This window comes from Streptomyces sp. NPDC051921, from assembly GCF_040680975.1.
Taxonomy (GTDB): Bacteria; Actinomycetota; Actinomycetes; order Streptomycetales; family Streptomycetaceae; genus Streptomyces.
Genome location: NZ_JBFAXU010000013.1, coordinates 160,274 through 175,040, shown reverse-complemented (window position 1 = coordinate 175,040; position 14,767 = coordinate 160,274). Strand labels below are relative to the sequence as shown.

At 72.9% G+C, this 14,767-nt stretch carries 13 protein-coding genes; 3 read left to right on the top strand and 10 right to left on the bottom strand.

Going from position 1 to position 14,767, the window contains the following annotated elements; all coding sequences use genetic code 11:
* Window positions 1-277: 277 nt before the first annotated feature.
* The 7 genes from pheA to AB0M16_RS19205 all read right to left on the bottom strand — a co-directional run bounded on the left by pheA (window position 278) and on the right by AB0M16_RS19205 (window position 7,532).
* On the bottom strand, window positions 278-1,213 hold the full coding sequence (pheA, locus tag AB0M16_RS19235; RefSeq protein ID WP_365344313.1) for a prephenate dehydratase: 936 nt from the start codon (window positions 1,211-1,213) through the stop codon (window positions 278-280).
* 61 nt (window positions 1,214-1,274) lie between these two features.
* A complete protein-coding gene (efeB, locus tag AB0M16_RS19230) occupies window positions 1,275-2,558 on the bottom strand; it encodes an iron uptake transporter deferrochelatase/peroxidase subunit (RefSeq protein ID WP_365344311.1) in 1,284 nt (427 codons plus the stop codon).
* Between the two features lie 3 nt (window positions 2,559-2,561).
* On the bottom strand, window positions 2,562-4,568 hold the full coding sequence (locus AB0M16_RS19225; protein WP_365344309.1) for a copper resistance protein CopC: 2,007 nt from the start codon (window positions 4,566-4,568) through the stop codon (window positions 2,562-2,564).
* A gap of 24 nt (window positions 4,569-4,592) precedes the next feature.
* Window positions 4,593-5,066 carry a copper chaperone PCu(A)C gene (locus AB0M16_RS19220; RefSeq protein ID WP_365344307.1) on the bottom strand — a complete coding sequence of 158 codons (474 nt, stop codon included), beginning with the start codon at window positions 5,064-5,066 and terminating at the stop codon, window positions 4,593-4,595.
* Complete coding sequence (locus AB0M16_RS19215; protein ID WP_365344305.1) at window positions 5,063-5,776, bottom strand: SCO family protein; 714 nt, start codon at window positions 5,774-5,776, stop codon at window positions 5,063-5,065. The genes AB0M16_RS19220 and AB0M16_RS19215 overlap by 4 nt, the downstream gene beginning before the upstream one ends.
* A 38-nt stretch (window positions 5,777-5,814) precedes the next feature.
* Window positions 5,815-6,579 (bottom strand): YcnI family protein, encoded by a 765-nt coding sequence (locus tag AB0M16_RS19210; RefSeq protein WP_365344303.1) that lies wholly within the window; start codon window positions 6,577-6,579, stop codon window positions 5,815-5,817.
* Window positions 6,580-6,731: 152 nt separating this feature from the next.
* The gene (locus AB0M16_RS19205; RefSeq protein ID WP_365344301.1) at window positions 6,732-7,532 is read right to left on the bottom strand and encodes a hypothetical protein; all 801 of its coding nucleotides are present in this window, start codon (window positions 7,530-7,532) and stop codon (window positions 6,732-6,734) included.
* Between the two features lie 218 nt (window positions 7,533-7,750).
* Between AB0M16_RS19205 and AB0M16_RS19200 the strand changes: the two genes are divergently transcribed.
* Window positions 7,751-8,191, top strand: a complete 441-nt coding sequence (locus tag AB0M16_RS19200; RefSeq protein WP_365344299.1) for an ATP-binding protein — start codon at window positions 7,751-7,753, stop codon at window positions 8,189-8,191.
* 136 nt (window positions 8,192-8,327) lie between these two features.
* Here the strand turns inward: AB0M16_RS19200 and AB0M16_RS19195 are convergent, their stop codons facing one another.
* Complete coding sequence (locus AB0M16_RS19195; RefSeq protein WP_365344297.1) at window positions 8,328-9,797, bottom strand: aminopeptidase P family protein; 1,470 nt, start codon at window positions 9,795-9,797, stop codon at window positions 8,328-8,330.
* Between the two features lie 129 nt (window positions 9,798-9,926).
* Window positions 9,927-11,333, bottom strand: coding sequence for a PP2C family protein-serine/threonine phosphatase (locus AB0M16_RS19190; protein ID WP_365344295.1), 1,407 nt, complete (start codon window positions 11,331-11,333; stop codon window positions 9,927-9,929).
* A 492-nt stretch (window positions 11,334-11,825) separates the two neighbouring features.
* Here AB0M16_RS19190 and AB0M16_RS19185 point away from each other — a divergent pair, with 492 nt between their 5' ends.
* A complete protein-coding gene (locus AB0M16_RS19185; protein WP_365344292.1) occupies window positions 11,826-12,680 on the top strand; it encodes a bifunctional DNA primase/polymerase in 855 nt (284 codons plus the stop codon).
* Window positions 12,681-12,829: 149 nt separating this feature from the next.
* A complete protein-coding gene (locus AB0M16_RS19180; protein WP_365344290.1) occupies window positions 12,830-13,486 on the top strand; it encodes a hypothetical protein in 657 nt (218 codons plus the stop codon).
* A 207-nt stretch (window positions 13,487-13,693) separates the two neighbouring features.
* Here AB0M16_RS19180 and AB0M16_RS19175 read toward each other — a convergent pair whose 3' ends face one another.
* Window positions 13,694-14,680 (bottom strand): DUF5926 family protein, encoded by a 987-nt coding sequence (locus AB0M16_RS19175; protein WP_365344288.1) that lies wholly within the window; start codon window positions 14,678-14,680, stop codon window positions 13,694-13,696.
* Between the last annotated feature and the right edge of the window lie 87 nt (window positions 14,681-14,767).

Below are 14,767 nucleotides of genomic sequence, written 5' to 3'. Positions count from 1 at the left end.
GTCGACCGGGATCGGCGACCTTGTCGACTTGTCCCCAGGTCGAGAAGCGTGCCTGTGGATAACTTCTGTGGGTAACCGAAAAGTATGCAGGTAGGACCGGTGGTTCAAACCTGTGGACGAACCACCGCTCCCAGGGGTGAGTCAGGCCCGCGGGCCCCGAGCCGCGTCGGCGGTCAGGCCCGGCCGTCCCGTGCCCGTGTCAGGCCCGGCCGTCCTGGACCCGTGTCAGGCCCGGCCGTCCTGGACCCGTGTCAGGCCCGGCCGTCCTGGACCCGTGTCAGGCCCGGCCGTCCTGGACCCGCGTCAGCCAGTCGGACGCCTCCGTGAACTCCGCGTCCGAGGTCCCGCGCCGCAGCGGCCGCACGTCCTCGCGCGAGGCACCCGCCCTCGGGTACGAGCCGAGGAAGCGCACCTTCGGGCAGATCCGCTTCAGGCCCATCAGCGCCTCGCCGACCCGCCGGTCCGCGATGTGTCCCTCCGCATCGACGGCGAAGCAGTAATTGCCGATGCCCGCACCCGTGGGCCGCGACTGGATCAGCATCAGGTTCACGCCGCGCACGGCGAATTCCTGCAGGAGCTCCAGCAGGGCGCCCGGGTGGTCGTCGCCCAGCCAGAGCACGACCGAGGTCTTGTCCGCACCCGTCGGCGCCGCCGGCCGGGCCGGGCGGCCCACGAGCACGAAGCGCGTCTCCGCGTTCTCGGCGTCGTGGATCTCCGTGACGAGGGCCTCCAGGCCGTACGTCGCCGCCGCGAACTCGCCCGCGAAGGCCGCGTCGAAGCGGCCCTCCTGGACCAGCCGCGCCCCGTCCGCGTTGGACGCGGCCGACTCCCACACCGCGTCCGGCAGGTGCGCCCGCATCCAGTTCCGCACCTGAGGCTGGGCGACCGGGTGGCCGGTGACGGTCTTGATCTCCGACAGCTTGGTCCCGGGCCGGACGAGCAGCGCGAAGGCGATCGGCAGCAGCACCTCGCGGTAGATCATCAGCGGCTCGCCCGAGGCCAGCTCGTCCAGGGTCGCGGTCACCCCGCCCTCGACCGAGTTCTCGATCGGCACGAGCGCCGCCGCCGCCTCGCCGTTCCGTACGGCGTCGAGCGCCGCCGGGACCGAGACCATCGGCACGAGCTCCCGAGTCGCGGCCTCGGGCAGCGTACGCAGCGCGGCCTCCGTGAAGGTGCCCTCAGGACCGAGATACGTATACCGGGTGGCTGACATACGGTCACCCTAACGGCCTTGTGCCCCGGGCGGCCTCCCGTTCCGCCCTGCGGTCGGCGCCTCAGGACTCCAGCAGGCGCTGTCCCACGTACTCACCCTCCGCCGCCCCGCCCGGCGCCGCGAACAGGCCGCTCGCCTCGTGCCGGATGAACGGGGACAAGGCGTCCCCCCGGTCGAGCTTGCGCTGCACGGGGACGAACCCCCGCAGCGGATCCGCCTGCCAGCAGACGAAGAGCAGCCCCGCGTCCGGCGTTCCGTCGCTCGCGATCCCGTCGTGGAAGGAGAACGGTCGGCGCAGCATCGCCGCCCCGCCGTTCTGTTCGGGGGCGGAGATCCGGGAGTGGGCGTTGTCGGGGATGACGACCTTGCCGTCCGGGCCGATCCTGTCCAGGTCCAGCTCGGTCGTCTCGGTGCCGCCGGTCAGCGGCGCGCCGTCCGCCTTGCGCCGTCCGATCACCTTCTCCTGCTTGTCCAGGGACAGCTTCTCCCAGTCGTCGAGCAGCATCCGGATCCGGCGCACCACCGCGTACGAGCCGCCCGCCATCCAGTCCTGGTTGCCGGAAGCCCCCTGCGGCACGAAGATCCGTCGGTCGAAGTCGGGGTCCGTCGGCTTGGGGTTCCCCGTGCCGTCGACCTGGCCCATGAGATTGCGGGCCGTCATCGGCTTGGCCGTGGCCCCGGCGGAGCGGTTGAAGCCGTTCATCTGCCAGCGCACCCGGGCCGCGTCACCGGCGTCCTTCTGGAGCGCGCGCAGCGCGTGGAAGGCGACGAGTGCGTCGTCCGCCCCGATCTGCACCCACAGATCGCCCTCGGAGCGCTTCGGGTCGAGGGCGTCGGCGGAGAAGGCGGGCAGCGGGTCGAGCTGGGCCGGTCGGCGGGCGGTGAGCCCGGTGCGGTCGAAGAAGGTACGGCCGAAGCCGAAGGTCACGGTCAGGGACGAGGGTCCGGCGTCGAGCGCGATGCCCGTGTCGGCCGTCGCGGGCCTGCCCGCCATCAGTGCCTCGGCCGTGGCCGACCAGCGGCGCAGCAGCGCGGCGGCTTCCTTGCGGCCCGCGCCCGGGGCGAGGTCGAAGGCGGCCAGGTGCCCCCGGGACTGAAGCGGAGTGGTGATCCCCGCTTGATGTTTCCCGTGAAACATCACCTCGGTCGCACCGACCGAGGTGAGGGCGGGGGAGCCGGGGGAGCCGGCGGAGCCGGAGTCGTCCCCGGCGGCCGAGATCCCCACGCCGCCGGCCGCACCGAGGACGAGGCCGGTCGCGCCCGCCGCCCCGACGGTGCCGAGGAGCCGCCGCCGGGAGATGTCGAGGTGGTCGTTGGTCTCGGGGTTGCTTGCGGGCTTGCTCACGGGTCAGCCGATCTTCACGTTCTTCTCGATGGTGGTCTGGTCGATGTCGGAGGTGCGGACCGTCACGTGCATCGACCACTCGCCCGGCATCGGGAGCTGGACGCCGCTCGCACTCCAGTGTCCGGTCTGGATCCGGTCGGGCAGCACCGGCAGCGGGCCGATGGCCTTCTCCTTGAGGGTGAAGGCGATCTTCACCTCGGGGACGTCCAGCGGGCGCCCGTTGGGCCGCAGCACGTAGATGTGCAGCGCGTTGGCGCCGGTCCGGCCGGGGTCGAGGGTGAGCTGCACGGTGCCCTTGCCGTCCGCGCCGCCCGTGTCGAAGGGGAGGCGGACGTCGATCGGGCGGTCGGGAACGGCGGACGAGCCGGCCGTGGCCCTGCCGCGGCCGGCCTCCTCCTCCGTACGGCCGGGCTCGGTCGAGGTCAGCACCGTCGTCACCGCGAGCAGCACGACCGCGACGGCGGCCTCGGTGAGCACCGAACGACGCAGCCCGGCCCGCTCGGGGTCGGCGTCCCGCGCCTTCTTCCGCAGCGCGGTGGCGACCGCGGCCCGCTGCCGCGCGAGCTGCTCGGCCCGCCCGGCGTCGACCTCGTCGGAGGCCTCCGGCACCACGGGTGGCGCCTCTCCCGCTTCCTCCTCGGCCGCCTCCTCGGCCGCCTCCTCGGATGCGGACGCGGACTCGGACGCGGACTCGGACGCGGACTCGGACGCGGACTCGGAAGCGGAGGAGGAAGGGGAAGCGGACTCGGACTCGGTCCCGGAGACCACCGGCTCCGCCAGTCGCCGCACCCAGCGCCGCGACACCCACCCGATGCCCACGAGAACGGCGACCAGGCCGATCTTGACCAGGAGCAGCTGACCGTACCGGGTGTCGGTGAGCGCCGACCAGGTGCCGACCTGCCGCCAGGACTGGTAGATGCCGGTGGCCGCCAGGACGACGACCGAGCCGAACGCCACCTTCGAGTAGCGCTCGACCGCCGCGCGTTCGACCGAGGGGGCCCGGTACAGGGCGACGAGCAGGGTGGTGAGCCCGCCGAGCCAGGCCGCGACGGCCAGCAGGTGAAGGATGTCGACCGGCATGGCGATGCCCGGCTGGAGCCCGGTCGAGGCGTGCTCGGCGAGCGCCCAGGTGCCGGCGATGCCGGCGGCGACGACGGTGCCGCCGATGGCGAGCCCGAAGGTCAGGTCCTTGTGCTCCTTCTCGTCCGTCCGCCGGGCGTACGCGCCGAAGAGGACGGCCACGAACAGCGCCGCCGCGCCGAGCAGCAGCAGCCGCGAGGAGAGCGCGGCCCCGGTCTTCGTCTGCAGCACGGCCTGCAGCCCGCCCAGGTCGAAGACGTCGCCGAGCCTGCCCGTCTTCGTGTACGGGTGGCGGAGCAGCAGCAGCGCCAGGGTGGCGGCGGTCAGCGCCAGCCAGCCCCGGACCACGAGCCGCTGCACCGGGCGCGCCGCCGCCCCGCGGGGCCAGCAGACCAGGACGAAGGCGCCGCCGCCGACGAGGACGACGAATCCGGCGTACGAGAGGTAGCGTGCGATCCCGTACAGGGCGCCGACGAGCCCGCCGCCGACCGCCGTGTCGGGCAGTGCGACGGAGGTCTTGGAGGGCGCGCCGACGGAGAAGGTGAAGGCGCCGGCGACCGGGTGGCTGTCGGCGGAGACGGTCTGCCAGGCCACGGTGTAGGTGCCGTCGGGCAGTCCGGGCAGCAGCGCGACCCCGTAGCGGACGACGGAGCCGCTGCACAGGTCGCGGATCTCCCCTGTGTCGACCCGCTTCCCCGCCGGGTCGAGGACCCGGATGGAGTCGTCGCTCATGGCGACCTGTTCGGAGAAGGTGAGGTTGACCTCCTTGGGGGCGGTGGCGACCACCGCCCCGTCCTGCGGGTCGCTGCCGGTCAGCGCCGCGTGCGCGGACGCGGGGCCCGCGGTGGCGAGCAGCGTGCCGAGGAGCGCGGCGGCGACGAGCAGCAGCCGGGCGAGGGCCGGCCCGAGGCGCGGGGCGGTGGGCGTCATGGGTGTGTCACTCCCTCAAAGAGCTCAGTGCTGCTTGGGGTTGTGGTTGGGCGCCTCGACGGGAAGCTCGACCTTGAGGGGAGCGGACTTCTCGAAGTGCAGCTCGACGGCGACCTTCTCGCCCTGCTTCGGCTTGCTCTTCAGCTCCATGAACATGATGTGGTTGCCACCGCGTTCGAGCTTGAGGTCGCCGTTCGCCGGGATGTCGAAGGACGTCACCTGCTGCATCTTCTGGTCCTTCGTCTCGTGCAGCGTGATGTCGTCGGAGAGTCCGCTGGTGACGGAGGTGAGCTTGTCGGCGGTGTCACCGCTGTTGGTGATGGTGAGGAAGCCGCCGGCCATGTCCATCACGGGCTGCGGCATGAAGGCGCCGCTCACCTCGAGTTCGGGCTTGCCGGACTTCGCGGAGTCGGACGAGCCGTCGGACGAACACCCCGTCAGCGCGAGGGCGGCGGCGAGCGTCACGGTGGCGGCCAGGGCGGTGGTGCGGCGGGTCACGGGTTCTCCCCCTTGATGAGCTTCGGCAGGTCCTTGGCGTAGGCGTCGGCGGTGGTGTCCTCGCCGTACAGGACGTAGCCCTGGTCGGTCGTCGGCGAGAAGGCGATCACCTGGGCGCCGTGCATGGAGACGACGTTGCCGTTCGCGTCCTTCTTCGGCGGGTCGATGCCGATGCCGATCGAGCGGGCACCGGCCTGGATCGCCGAGAAGTCGCCGGTCAGACCGACGAACGAGGGGTCGCCGGCGGCCGGCAGCCACTTGCCGAGCTCGGCGGCCGTGTCACGCTCGGGGTCGGTGGTGACGAAGATGACCTGGAGCTTGTCCTGGTCGGCCTTGGGGAGCTGCTTGCGTGCGATGGAGATGTTGCTCATCGTCAGCGGGCAGACGTCAGGGCAGTGCGTGTAGCCGAAGTAGATCAGCGTCGGCTTGCCCTTGGTCTTCTCGCGCAGGTCGTACTTCTGGCCCTTGGTGTCCGTGAGGACGAGGTCGGGCTTGGTGAACGGCCGGTCGAGGACGGTGGCGGCCTTGGTGGTGTCGGAGCCGCCGGAGACCTCGGCGACCGGCGCGTTCTTGCCGCCGGAGGTCGTGTCGTCACCGCCGCCGAGACCGACGGCGGCCGTGATGCCGATCGCCGCGACGATCGCCGTGGCGGCGATGATCAGCGGGGCGCGGCGGCCGGGACGGCCGCCGCCCTTCGTGTTGTCGGACATGTGTTTCTTTCGGTCTTGCTGGTGAGGGTGGAGGGACGTCAGGCCGAGCGGCGGCGGCCGGCGAGCACGCCGAAGGCGATGCCGGCCAGGCCGACGAGGATGCCGACGACGCCGAGCACCCGGGCCGCGCTGTCGGTCGAGGAGGCGGCGGCCTCGGTGTGCTCGCCGCCCTTGCCGTCGTGCCCGGCCTTGCCGTCGTGCCCGGCCTTGTCGTCGGCGGCGGGCGCCGCGGCACCGCCGTGGTGGTCGCCGGTGGCGGCGGACAGCTTCAGGACCGGCGCGGGGTTCTCGGGCTCGGCGGCGCCGTCCTTCGGCTCCTCGATCCAGCGCACGACCTCGTTGTTGTCGTAGGTCTGGATCGCCTTGAGGACGAGCTTGTCGGTGTCCTCGGGAAGCCGGCCGAGGGAGAGCGGGAACTGCTGGAACTGGCCGGGGCCGATCTTCGAACCGTCCGCGGTCCAGGTCACCTTGGCGACCGCCTCGTTGATCTTCTTGCCGTGCAGCTCCAGCGGCTTCGCGAGCTTCGCCTTGGTGACCTCGACCTTCCAGCCGGGGACCGGCTGGGGCATCACGGAGGCGAGCGGGTGGTCGGTCGGGAAATTGACCTCGACCTTCACCGTGGAGGCGTTGTCGCGCTCGTTCGGCACCTTCACGTTGACGGTGGCGTAGCCGCCCTTGGCGGCCTCGCCCTGCGGCTGCACGCTCACGTGCGCGAAGGCGGTGCCGGACAGCAGGAGGACGGAGGAGGCGGCGACACCACCGGCGAGGGCGGCGCGGGAGAGGAACGTGCGGGAAACGCTCATGGCAGAAACACTCCAGCTCGGAAGCGAGGTGCGGAAGACATCCGCAGGACAGGGTGTGGCGCGGACCGCACGGTCCCCGGACGGATCCGAGGGCGCGCGGGCGACCGCGGACCGACCCGCTCACCGGAGGGTGCGGAGGGGAGCGGTCCGCGTCAGGCTGCGAGGACGCAGCGGGCGGCCGGCGGGCCGCGTCGGATCACCGTGTGCTGAAGTGCCTCGGCCACCGGCGGCGGCGAGGGGTCCGAAGGCGTACGGGCGGGCCCGCGTGGCCCGGTTGCCGGGACGCCCGGCAGACCGGCGAGCAGGGCCCGTACGAGGAAGAGCGCGGCGCGCAGCGAGCGGACGAGCGCGCACTCGGCGAGCTCGACGGCGCCCTGCGCGGACAGCGCGACGAGCCGCCCGAGGGCGAGGTCGCCGCGGCGCAGCAGCCAGCCGGTGGCGAGCGCGGCCAGCAGATGGCCGAGCAGCATCGGGAGGCTGGGCATGAGTTCGGCGGTCCGGGCCGTGGCGGCCGCCGCGTCCGTCATGCCGGCCATGTGGTGGTGCGCCCCTGCCGCGGTGGGGGCGGGGACGAGCCCCGCGTCACCGACGATCCGGGCCGCGTCGGCCGGACTCATCGCCGCGGTGCCGCGGCCGCAGACCAGCTTGGCGGCGAGCCGGAGCAGGGTCTCGTCGGCCCGGGAGCCGAGTGCCGGCGGCCGCTGCCCGAGCCCGAACAGGGCGTGCAGGCCGACCTGTCCGGCGGCCAGCGCGCCGACGATGACGGGCAGCGAGCGCTCCCGTCCCGAGAACAGCACCGTGACGCCGAAGACACCGAGGAGTCCGGCGGCCATCGACCACAGGGCGATCCCCGCGCAGGCGGCCAGCGCGTGGCCCAGCGCGGACAGCACGACACAGACCGCGGTGAAGACCGCGGCCCTCAGCATGCGTGGCGCGAGCGCGGGGGCAGACATGGCGGGCCCATCATCGCACCAGGCCCCGCCCCGCCATGAGGCAGGTCCGGAAGGTCACTCTTGGGCGACTTCGGGGCGACATACACCGGCACCCGTGCTCGCGCATCCGCCGAACGAGGGCTCTTGAAGTCTCCGGGGGCTTATGGACCACCGCGCCCGGCAATACGTATCGGTATGTCGTGCCGCAGCATGTCGAGCCGCAGCCAGGAGGCTGGAGCATGAGCATCTGGTGGTCCCTCCATCTGCGGCGCGAGGCCGCGAGCGTGCCGCTCGCCCGGCGGCTGCTCCTCGGCACGATGGAGACGGCGGGCGTCGATCCCGACGTCTCGTACGAGTTGTCGGTGGCCCTCACGGAGGCCTGCGCGAACGCCGTCGAGCACGGCGGCACCCTGGGCCGCGGCGAGGCCTCGGAGGCGTACCGGGTCACCGCCTATCTCGACGGCGAGACCTGCCGCATCGAGGTGGCCGACTCGGGTCCGGGCTTCTCCGGTCAGGCCCCGGCGCAGGCCGCCGCGGACGCGGAGAGCGGCCGGGGACTGCGCCTGATCGAGGAGCTCGCCGACCACGTCCACTTCGGGCGTACGGGCCGGGGCGGCGCGCTCGTCAGCTTCGACAAGATCATCAAGTGGCGCGCGGACGCGCCGCTGGCACTGGCGTAGGCGTCGGCACGGGCTCCGACGACCGGCACGGTCCCTGAGGGTCGATACGGTCCCTGCCGGTTGGCACGGTCCCTGAGACGGGGAGAGCTCCCACCGACCCGGTCGGTGGGAGCTCTCCCCGTGCGGTCTCGTCCGGTCAGCCCTTCAGGCCGGCCATCCACGCCTCGACCTCGTCGGAGCGGCGCGGCAGCGCCTCCGAGAGGTTCCGGTTGCCGGACTCGGTGACGAGGATGTCGTCCTCGATCCGGACGCCGATGCCCCGGTACTCCTCCGGCACGGTCAGGTCGTCGGCCTGGAAGTAGAGCCCCGGCTCGACGGTCAGGCACATGCCCGGCTCCAGCGTGGTGTCGACGTACGCCTCGGTGCGCGCGGCGGCGCAGTCGTGGACGTCCATGCCGAGCATGTGGCCGGTGCCGTGCAGGGTCCAGCGGCGCTGCAGGCCGAGCTCCAGGACGCGCGCGACCGGGCCCTCGACGAGACCCCACTCGACGAGCTTCTCGGCGAGCACGCGCTGGGCGGCGTCGTGGAAGTCGCGGTAGGCGGCGCCGGGCTTCACCGCGGCGATGCCGGCCTCCTGCGCCTCGTACACGGCGTCGTAGATCTTGCGCTGGACGTCCGTGAACCGGCCGTTGATCGGCAGGGTGCGGGTGACGTCGGCGGTGTAGAGCTCGGTGGTCTCCACGCCGGCGTCGAGCAGCAGCAGGTCGCCGGAGCGGACCGGGCCGTCGTTGCGGACCCAGTGCAGGGTGCAGGCGTGCGGGCCGGCGGCGGCGATGGTGCCGTAGCCGACGTCGTTGCCCTCGACGCGGGCGCGCAGGAAGAAGGTGCCCTCGATGTAGCGCTCGCTGGTCGCCTCGGCCTTGTCGAGGACCTTGACGACGTCCTCGAAGCCCCGGGCGGTGGAGTCGCAGGCCTTCTGCAGCTCGGCGACCTCGAACGCGTCCTTCACGAGACGCGCCTCGGACAGGAAGACCCGGAGCTCCTCGTCGCGCTCGGCGGTGACCTTGTCGGCGAGGGCGGCCTCGATGCCGGCGTCGTGGCCGCGCACGTTGCGGACCGGGCCGGTGGCCTCCTTCAGCCGCTCGGGCAGCTCGCGCACGTCCTTCGCCGGGATGCCGAGCAGCTGCTCCGCCTCGGCGAGGGAGTGGCGGCGGCCGACCCACAGCTCGCCCATGCCGTCGAGCCAGAACTCGCCGTTCTCGCGGTTCGAGCGCGGCAGCAGGTAGATCGTGGCCCGGTGGCCGTCCTTGACGGGCTCCAGGACGAGCACGCCGTCGTGGGTCTGGTCGCCGGTCAGGTACGCGTACTCGGTGGAGGCGCGGAAGGCGTACTCGGTGTCGTTGGACCGGGTCTTCAGGTTGCCGGCCGGGATCACCAGGCGCTCGCCCGGGAAGCGGGCGGACAGCGCGGCGCGCCGGGCGGCGGTGTGGGCGGCCTGCGCGATCGGCTCCAGGCCGTGCAGCTCGGTGTCGGCCCAGCCGGACTTCATGTTCTCGGCGAGCTCGTCGGAGACGCCCTGGTACAGGCCGTTCTTGCGCTGCTTGATCGCCTGCTCTTCGGACTCCTCCGGGGTCTCCGGGTGCTCCGTCGTGAGCTCATCGGCCACGGGTCTGCCTCCTTGGGGTACGACACTGAACCTTCACCATCGTACGGTCGTGCGGAAGGGTCCCAGGGGCGGAAGACCCATTACCGCCGGGTCACACCGGTCGCCGGAGTGGTGCTTCTCACGGAGACGTCACTCGAAGCGGGCGGCCAGCAGGACCACGTCCTCGCCCTCGGCGGCGGGGGCGTCGAGCCCGTCCGGCAGTACGGTCCGCAGGACGTGGTCGGCGACCGCGCCCGGGTCCGCGCGGTCCGCCCTCGGCACGCTCGCCGCCGCGGCGTGGAGCCGCGCGAAGGCCCGGTCCATCGGATCGCCGGTGCGGCGCAGCAGCCCGTCGGTGTACAGCAGCACCGTTTCTCCGGGGGCGGGCGTCAGCTCGACGCTGGGCGCCTCCCAGCAGGACAGCATGCCGAGCGGGGCGGAGAGCGAGGTCTCGACGTACTCGGTGCGGTGCTCGCCGATGACCAGCGGCGGGGTGTGCCCGGCCCCCGCCAGCACGATCCGGCGCGCGGTCGGCTCGCAGTAGGCGAAGAGCGCGGTCGCGGAGCGGGCGGGCTCGGTGAGGCGGAGCAGCAGCTCCAGGTCGGAGAGCACGGCCACCGGGTCCTCGCCCTCCATCACGGCGTACGCGCGCAGCGAGGCGCGCAGTCGGCCCATGGCCGCCAGGGCGCTCGGCCCGCTGCCGGTGACGGAGCCTACGGCGAGGCCGAGGGCGCCCTCGGGCAGCGGCAGCGCGTCGTACCAGTCGCCGCCGCCCCGGGGGCCGGTGCGGTGGCGGGCGGCGAGCTGGACGCCGGGGACCCGGGGCAGTCGGCTGGGCAGCAGCTCCTCGGCGACGGTGGCGACCTGGGTGCGGGCACGCTCGACCTCCAGGAGGCGGGCGAGGTGCTCGGTGGCGAAGCGGCCGTAGAGACCGACGAGGTGGCGCTGGCGCTCGGCGGGTGCGGCGGGCTCGTCGTAGAGCCAGACGACGGCGCCGAGCTTCCCGGCCTTCTCGGTGGCGAGCGGCAGGGCGTAGCTGGCGGCGTAGCCGAGGCGCGCGGCGACCTCGCGGTGGCGCGGGTCGAGGTCCTCCTCGGAGCGCAGGTCGGGGTGGGCGACGGGCCGGGGCAGGGCGCCCTCGGGCAGCGGGTCGAGCCCGTCGAGGATCCGCCCGTACGAGGTGACGCTGCGCGGCACGGTCTCGATGGTGCCGAGCTCGGCGTGGGCGAGCCCGAGGCCCACGGTGCCCGTCGGGCCGAGGCCGTCGGCGGGTTCGAGGACGGCCATGCCGCGGCGGGCCCCGACGAGGGCGGCGCCGGCGCGCAGCACCTCTTGGAGGGCGTCGTCGAGCCCGTCGGTCCTGATCAGGGACTCGGTGAGCTCGTGGAGGAGGGTGAGGTCGGAGACCCAGCCGGCGAGGCGGTCCTGGATGTGCCCACCGGCCGACGGTGCGACCGGCGTCGAGGGGAGCGGCGCGCCGATCGGTGCCGCAGTGTGCGGGGGAGGAGGAACGGTGGAATCGATTCCGGCCACTTTCGGCGCGCGCGGTGTACTCATGGCACTCGGCTTTCCGACCTGCGCGTTTCCTGCAATAGCATCGCAAACCCCCAAGGTCATTCTGCGCCGCTATCCATCGATCCACATCTACACGTACATGTAGATCGATGTCCAGCATTGTCACCGTGGGACTTCTGGTGTCTGTGGGATGTGGCGAGAGGGTTGAAGAGTAGGGGAAGTTGGCCGAAAATTACCCCCGGTGTGCACCATTTGCGGTCGACTGGCGTCGTTTGAAAGCGCGTCATTTTGAGCGTGACGGGTACGTAATCGGTGACGGGCAGGGGCAGTTGGACACGCCCCTGGGAACGGACGCGGAACCCGGGCGTCCGCATTGCCGCAGGACGCGCCCTTACCCCGAGTGGCGGGGAACATGCCTCCTTCCGGAGCGCCCGCGAGCTCGTACGCGCTGAGATGCACAGCGATACGCACAGTGAAGTGATCTGCACGTAGTGTGATGTGGATTCGGCGTTCAACGGAAAGGAACGAGCGCTCATGCGCGAGATCCTCGGAAGGCGACGCAGGCTCCGGTTCCGGCGCGGGAAGCGCGAGGCGGGCACGGAGGGTGTCGACCTCGGCACGAAGGCCGGCATGACCCAGCTCGACGCGGCACTCCTGTGCGCCACGGCCTGGGACTGGCCCGTCCTGCCCGGCGTGGGCCTGCGGGCGGCACCGGCGGCACGCGGAACGCGCCGGACGGGCACGCTGGCCGGCTGGCGCGCGGCCGGCGAACGGGCGATGGGGTCCCTGATCGGCGGGGCGCGGACCGACGGGCGGCCGGCGGGCGGCCCAACGCCGGACGGGACGGCCGCGCCCGCCGTCGCGGCCTGTGCGTGCCCCGACCCCGAGTGCGTCGTGCCCGGCGCCCACCCCTTCGACCCCGGCCTGCTCGCCGCCACCACGGACGCCCGCATGATCCGCTGGTGGTGGAGCAGCCGCCCCGAGGCCCCGGTCCTGCTGGCCACCGGCGGCCGCGCTCCCTGCGCGATCAGCCTCCCGGCGCTCGCCGGCGCCCGGGCGCTCGCCGCGCTCGACACCCAGGACATGCGGCTCGGTCCGGTCGTGGCCACGCCCACCCGATGGGCGATCCTCGTCGCCCCGTACGGCCTCGAACGCCTCGGCGAGCTGCTCCACGCGAAGGACGGCGTGCCCGGTTCGCTGCGCTTCCACGGCGACGGCGGCTATCTGCCGCTGCCGCCCTCGACCACCGGGACCGGGCAGGTCCGCTGGGAACGGGCGCCGCTGGAGGGCTCGGCGCGGCCGTGGCTGCCGGACGTGGAGGCGGTCGTGGACGCCCTGGTCGAGGCCAGCACGAGCCTGCCGGGCGGCGGCAGCCGGTTCGCCCACTGAGCCTCCCGCACCGGGTCTCACCCGAACGGGTGCGGAACTCCCCGACATCCAGGGGAAACGGGCGCGCGGCCGGCAAGGAGCCCGCCGGCCGCGGATATCTTCGCCGGGGGATCCGTTCCGGAGAACAGGTGGTCCGAGGTATGGGGCGAATGAGTCCGGCGAAGCTGCGCGGTCTGGGACTCGGTGCCGCCGTGGCGATCGCCGTACTGGTGCCGATCGCGGCCTCCGCGGGCCCGTCGGGGAATCCGGCCGGATCTGGTGGATCCGGCGGTGCCGACGGTGCCGTGAGCGCGGGTACGGCAGGGGTCGCCCGCCCGCCCGCGGACGGGAAGCCGGAAGCACTGCTCACGGGACTGGACCTGGGGTCCTCCCGTGCGCCCGCCGTTCGTGGCTCCTCCCCCGAGCCGCCCGCGTCCCTCCGTGAGGCCTCTCGTGCGGCGGAGCCGCCCGCCGACTCGGCGACGCGCTGCGGCCCCGAACTCGCCTCGCCCGACGGCGTGGAGGCGCAGACCTGTGTGGTGGCGGAGGGCGCCGACGTCTGGGCGCGTACGTATTACCGCAACGCGACGGGCCGGGCGATCGACGTGGTGCTCACGCTGATGGCCCCCGGTGGGCGGACCGTGCAGGTGGGGTGCGCGGTCGAGGCGCGGGACGAACCGGGGATGTGCGAGACGCCGCAGGAACGCGGCCGGGGCGGGACCGGGGACTATTCGGCCGTGGCGGAATTCGCCGGAGCGGGTGAGGGGGACAGCACACCGCTGTTGCTGCGTTCGGGGAGCAACAGCCCGGAGACCGAAGGTAGTTGAACCTTCTCCTGGCTTCGGGCATGAGAACGCCCGATCGCTGGCGACGGGGGATGCACCAGCGACCGGGCTTCCAGAACGGTAACAAGAGATCTGCCGTTCGCAAATTCGATCTCGGTTATTCGGACAGGGATTTCGTCCCTTGGCCGAAGGGTTGTGGCGGACGTCACCGACTGGTCGGTCTGTCAGTCACGGATACCACCCGGGGTATCAGCTGAGCGTCACCTGACGGTTGGTGAGACCGCCGCGCGCCCGGCGCTCCTCGGTGGTGAGCGGGGCGTCGGTGGCGAGGGCGGCGGCGAGGCGCTCGGCGAACTCGGCGGCGGGCTTCTCGCAGTCCTCCGCCGTCATCGAGGTCGGCAGGTCCCACACCGGAACCATCAGGCCGTGCGCCCGGAACGAGCCGACGAGGCGGGTGTCCGGGCCGAGCGAGGAGGTGCCGGCGGCCTGCAGCCGGGCCAGCGCGTCGAGCAGCTTCTCCTCCGGGTGCGGCATGACCCAGCGCAGGTGGTTCTTGTCCGGGGTCTCGCACCAGTAGGAGGAGTCGACGCTCGTCAGCTTGACGGTGGGGATCGCGGCGGCGTTGGCCCGCTCCAGGGAGGCGGCGACCTCGGGGTTGGAATTGTCCGAGGACTCCGGAATCCAGAATTCGAAACCGGTGTGCACGACCGGCGCGAAATCGCTGGCCGCGTCGAGCATGTCCTGAAGTCGCGGTCCCTCCGCCGGTACGCGCCGCGGGGCGACCGGCGTACCCGGCTCGGCCACGAGCGCGCGCTCCAGGGTGTCGGCCAGGTCGCGGGCCAGGTCGCCGGAGGACGACTCGTTCTGCAGCGCGAGCAGCACGGAGCCGTCGTCGCGGCGCAGCGCCGGCCAGGCCATCGGCAGCACGGTCGCGAGCGTCACGGACGGCACGCCCTCGGGGAGCCCGTCCTTGAGGGTGAGCGGCACGGTCGCGGCGGGCACGAGCTCGCGCAGGGCGACCCAGTCGCACTCGCCCGGCAGGCCCTCGAAGGGGCGCTGGACGAGTTCGGTGACGGCGTGCGCGGCGGCCCGGCCGTGACAGGCCTTGTAGCGGCGGCCCGAACCGCAGGGGCACGGCTCGCGCGCGCCGACGACCGGGATCTCCCCGCTCGTGACCTGTGCCTGGGCGGCCTTGCCGGCCTTGCCGGGCTTCGTCTGGGGGCGCTTCTTGGCCATGGTGTGGCTTTCTCCCGATCGCGGCGGTGCTGTGTCGGGCGCGAGCCTAGCCGTAGCCGGATGCGCATGCCGGGATGCCGGGCGCTC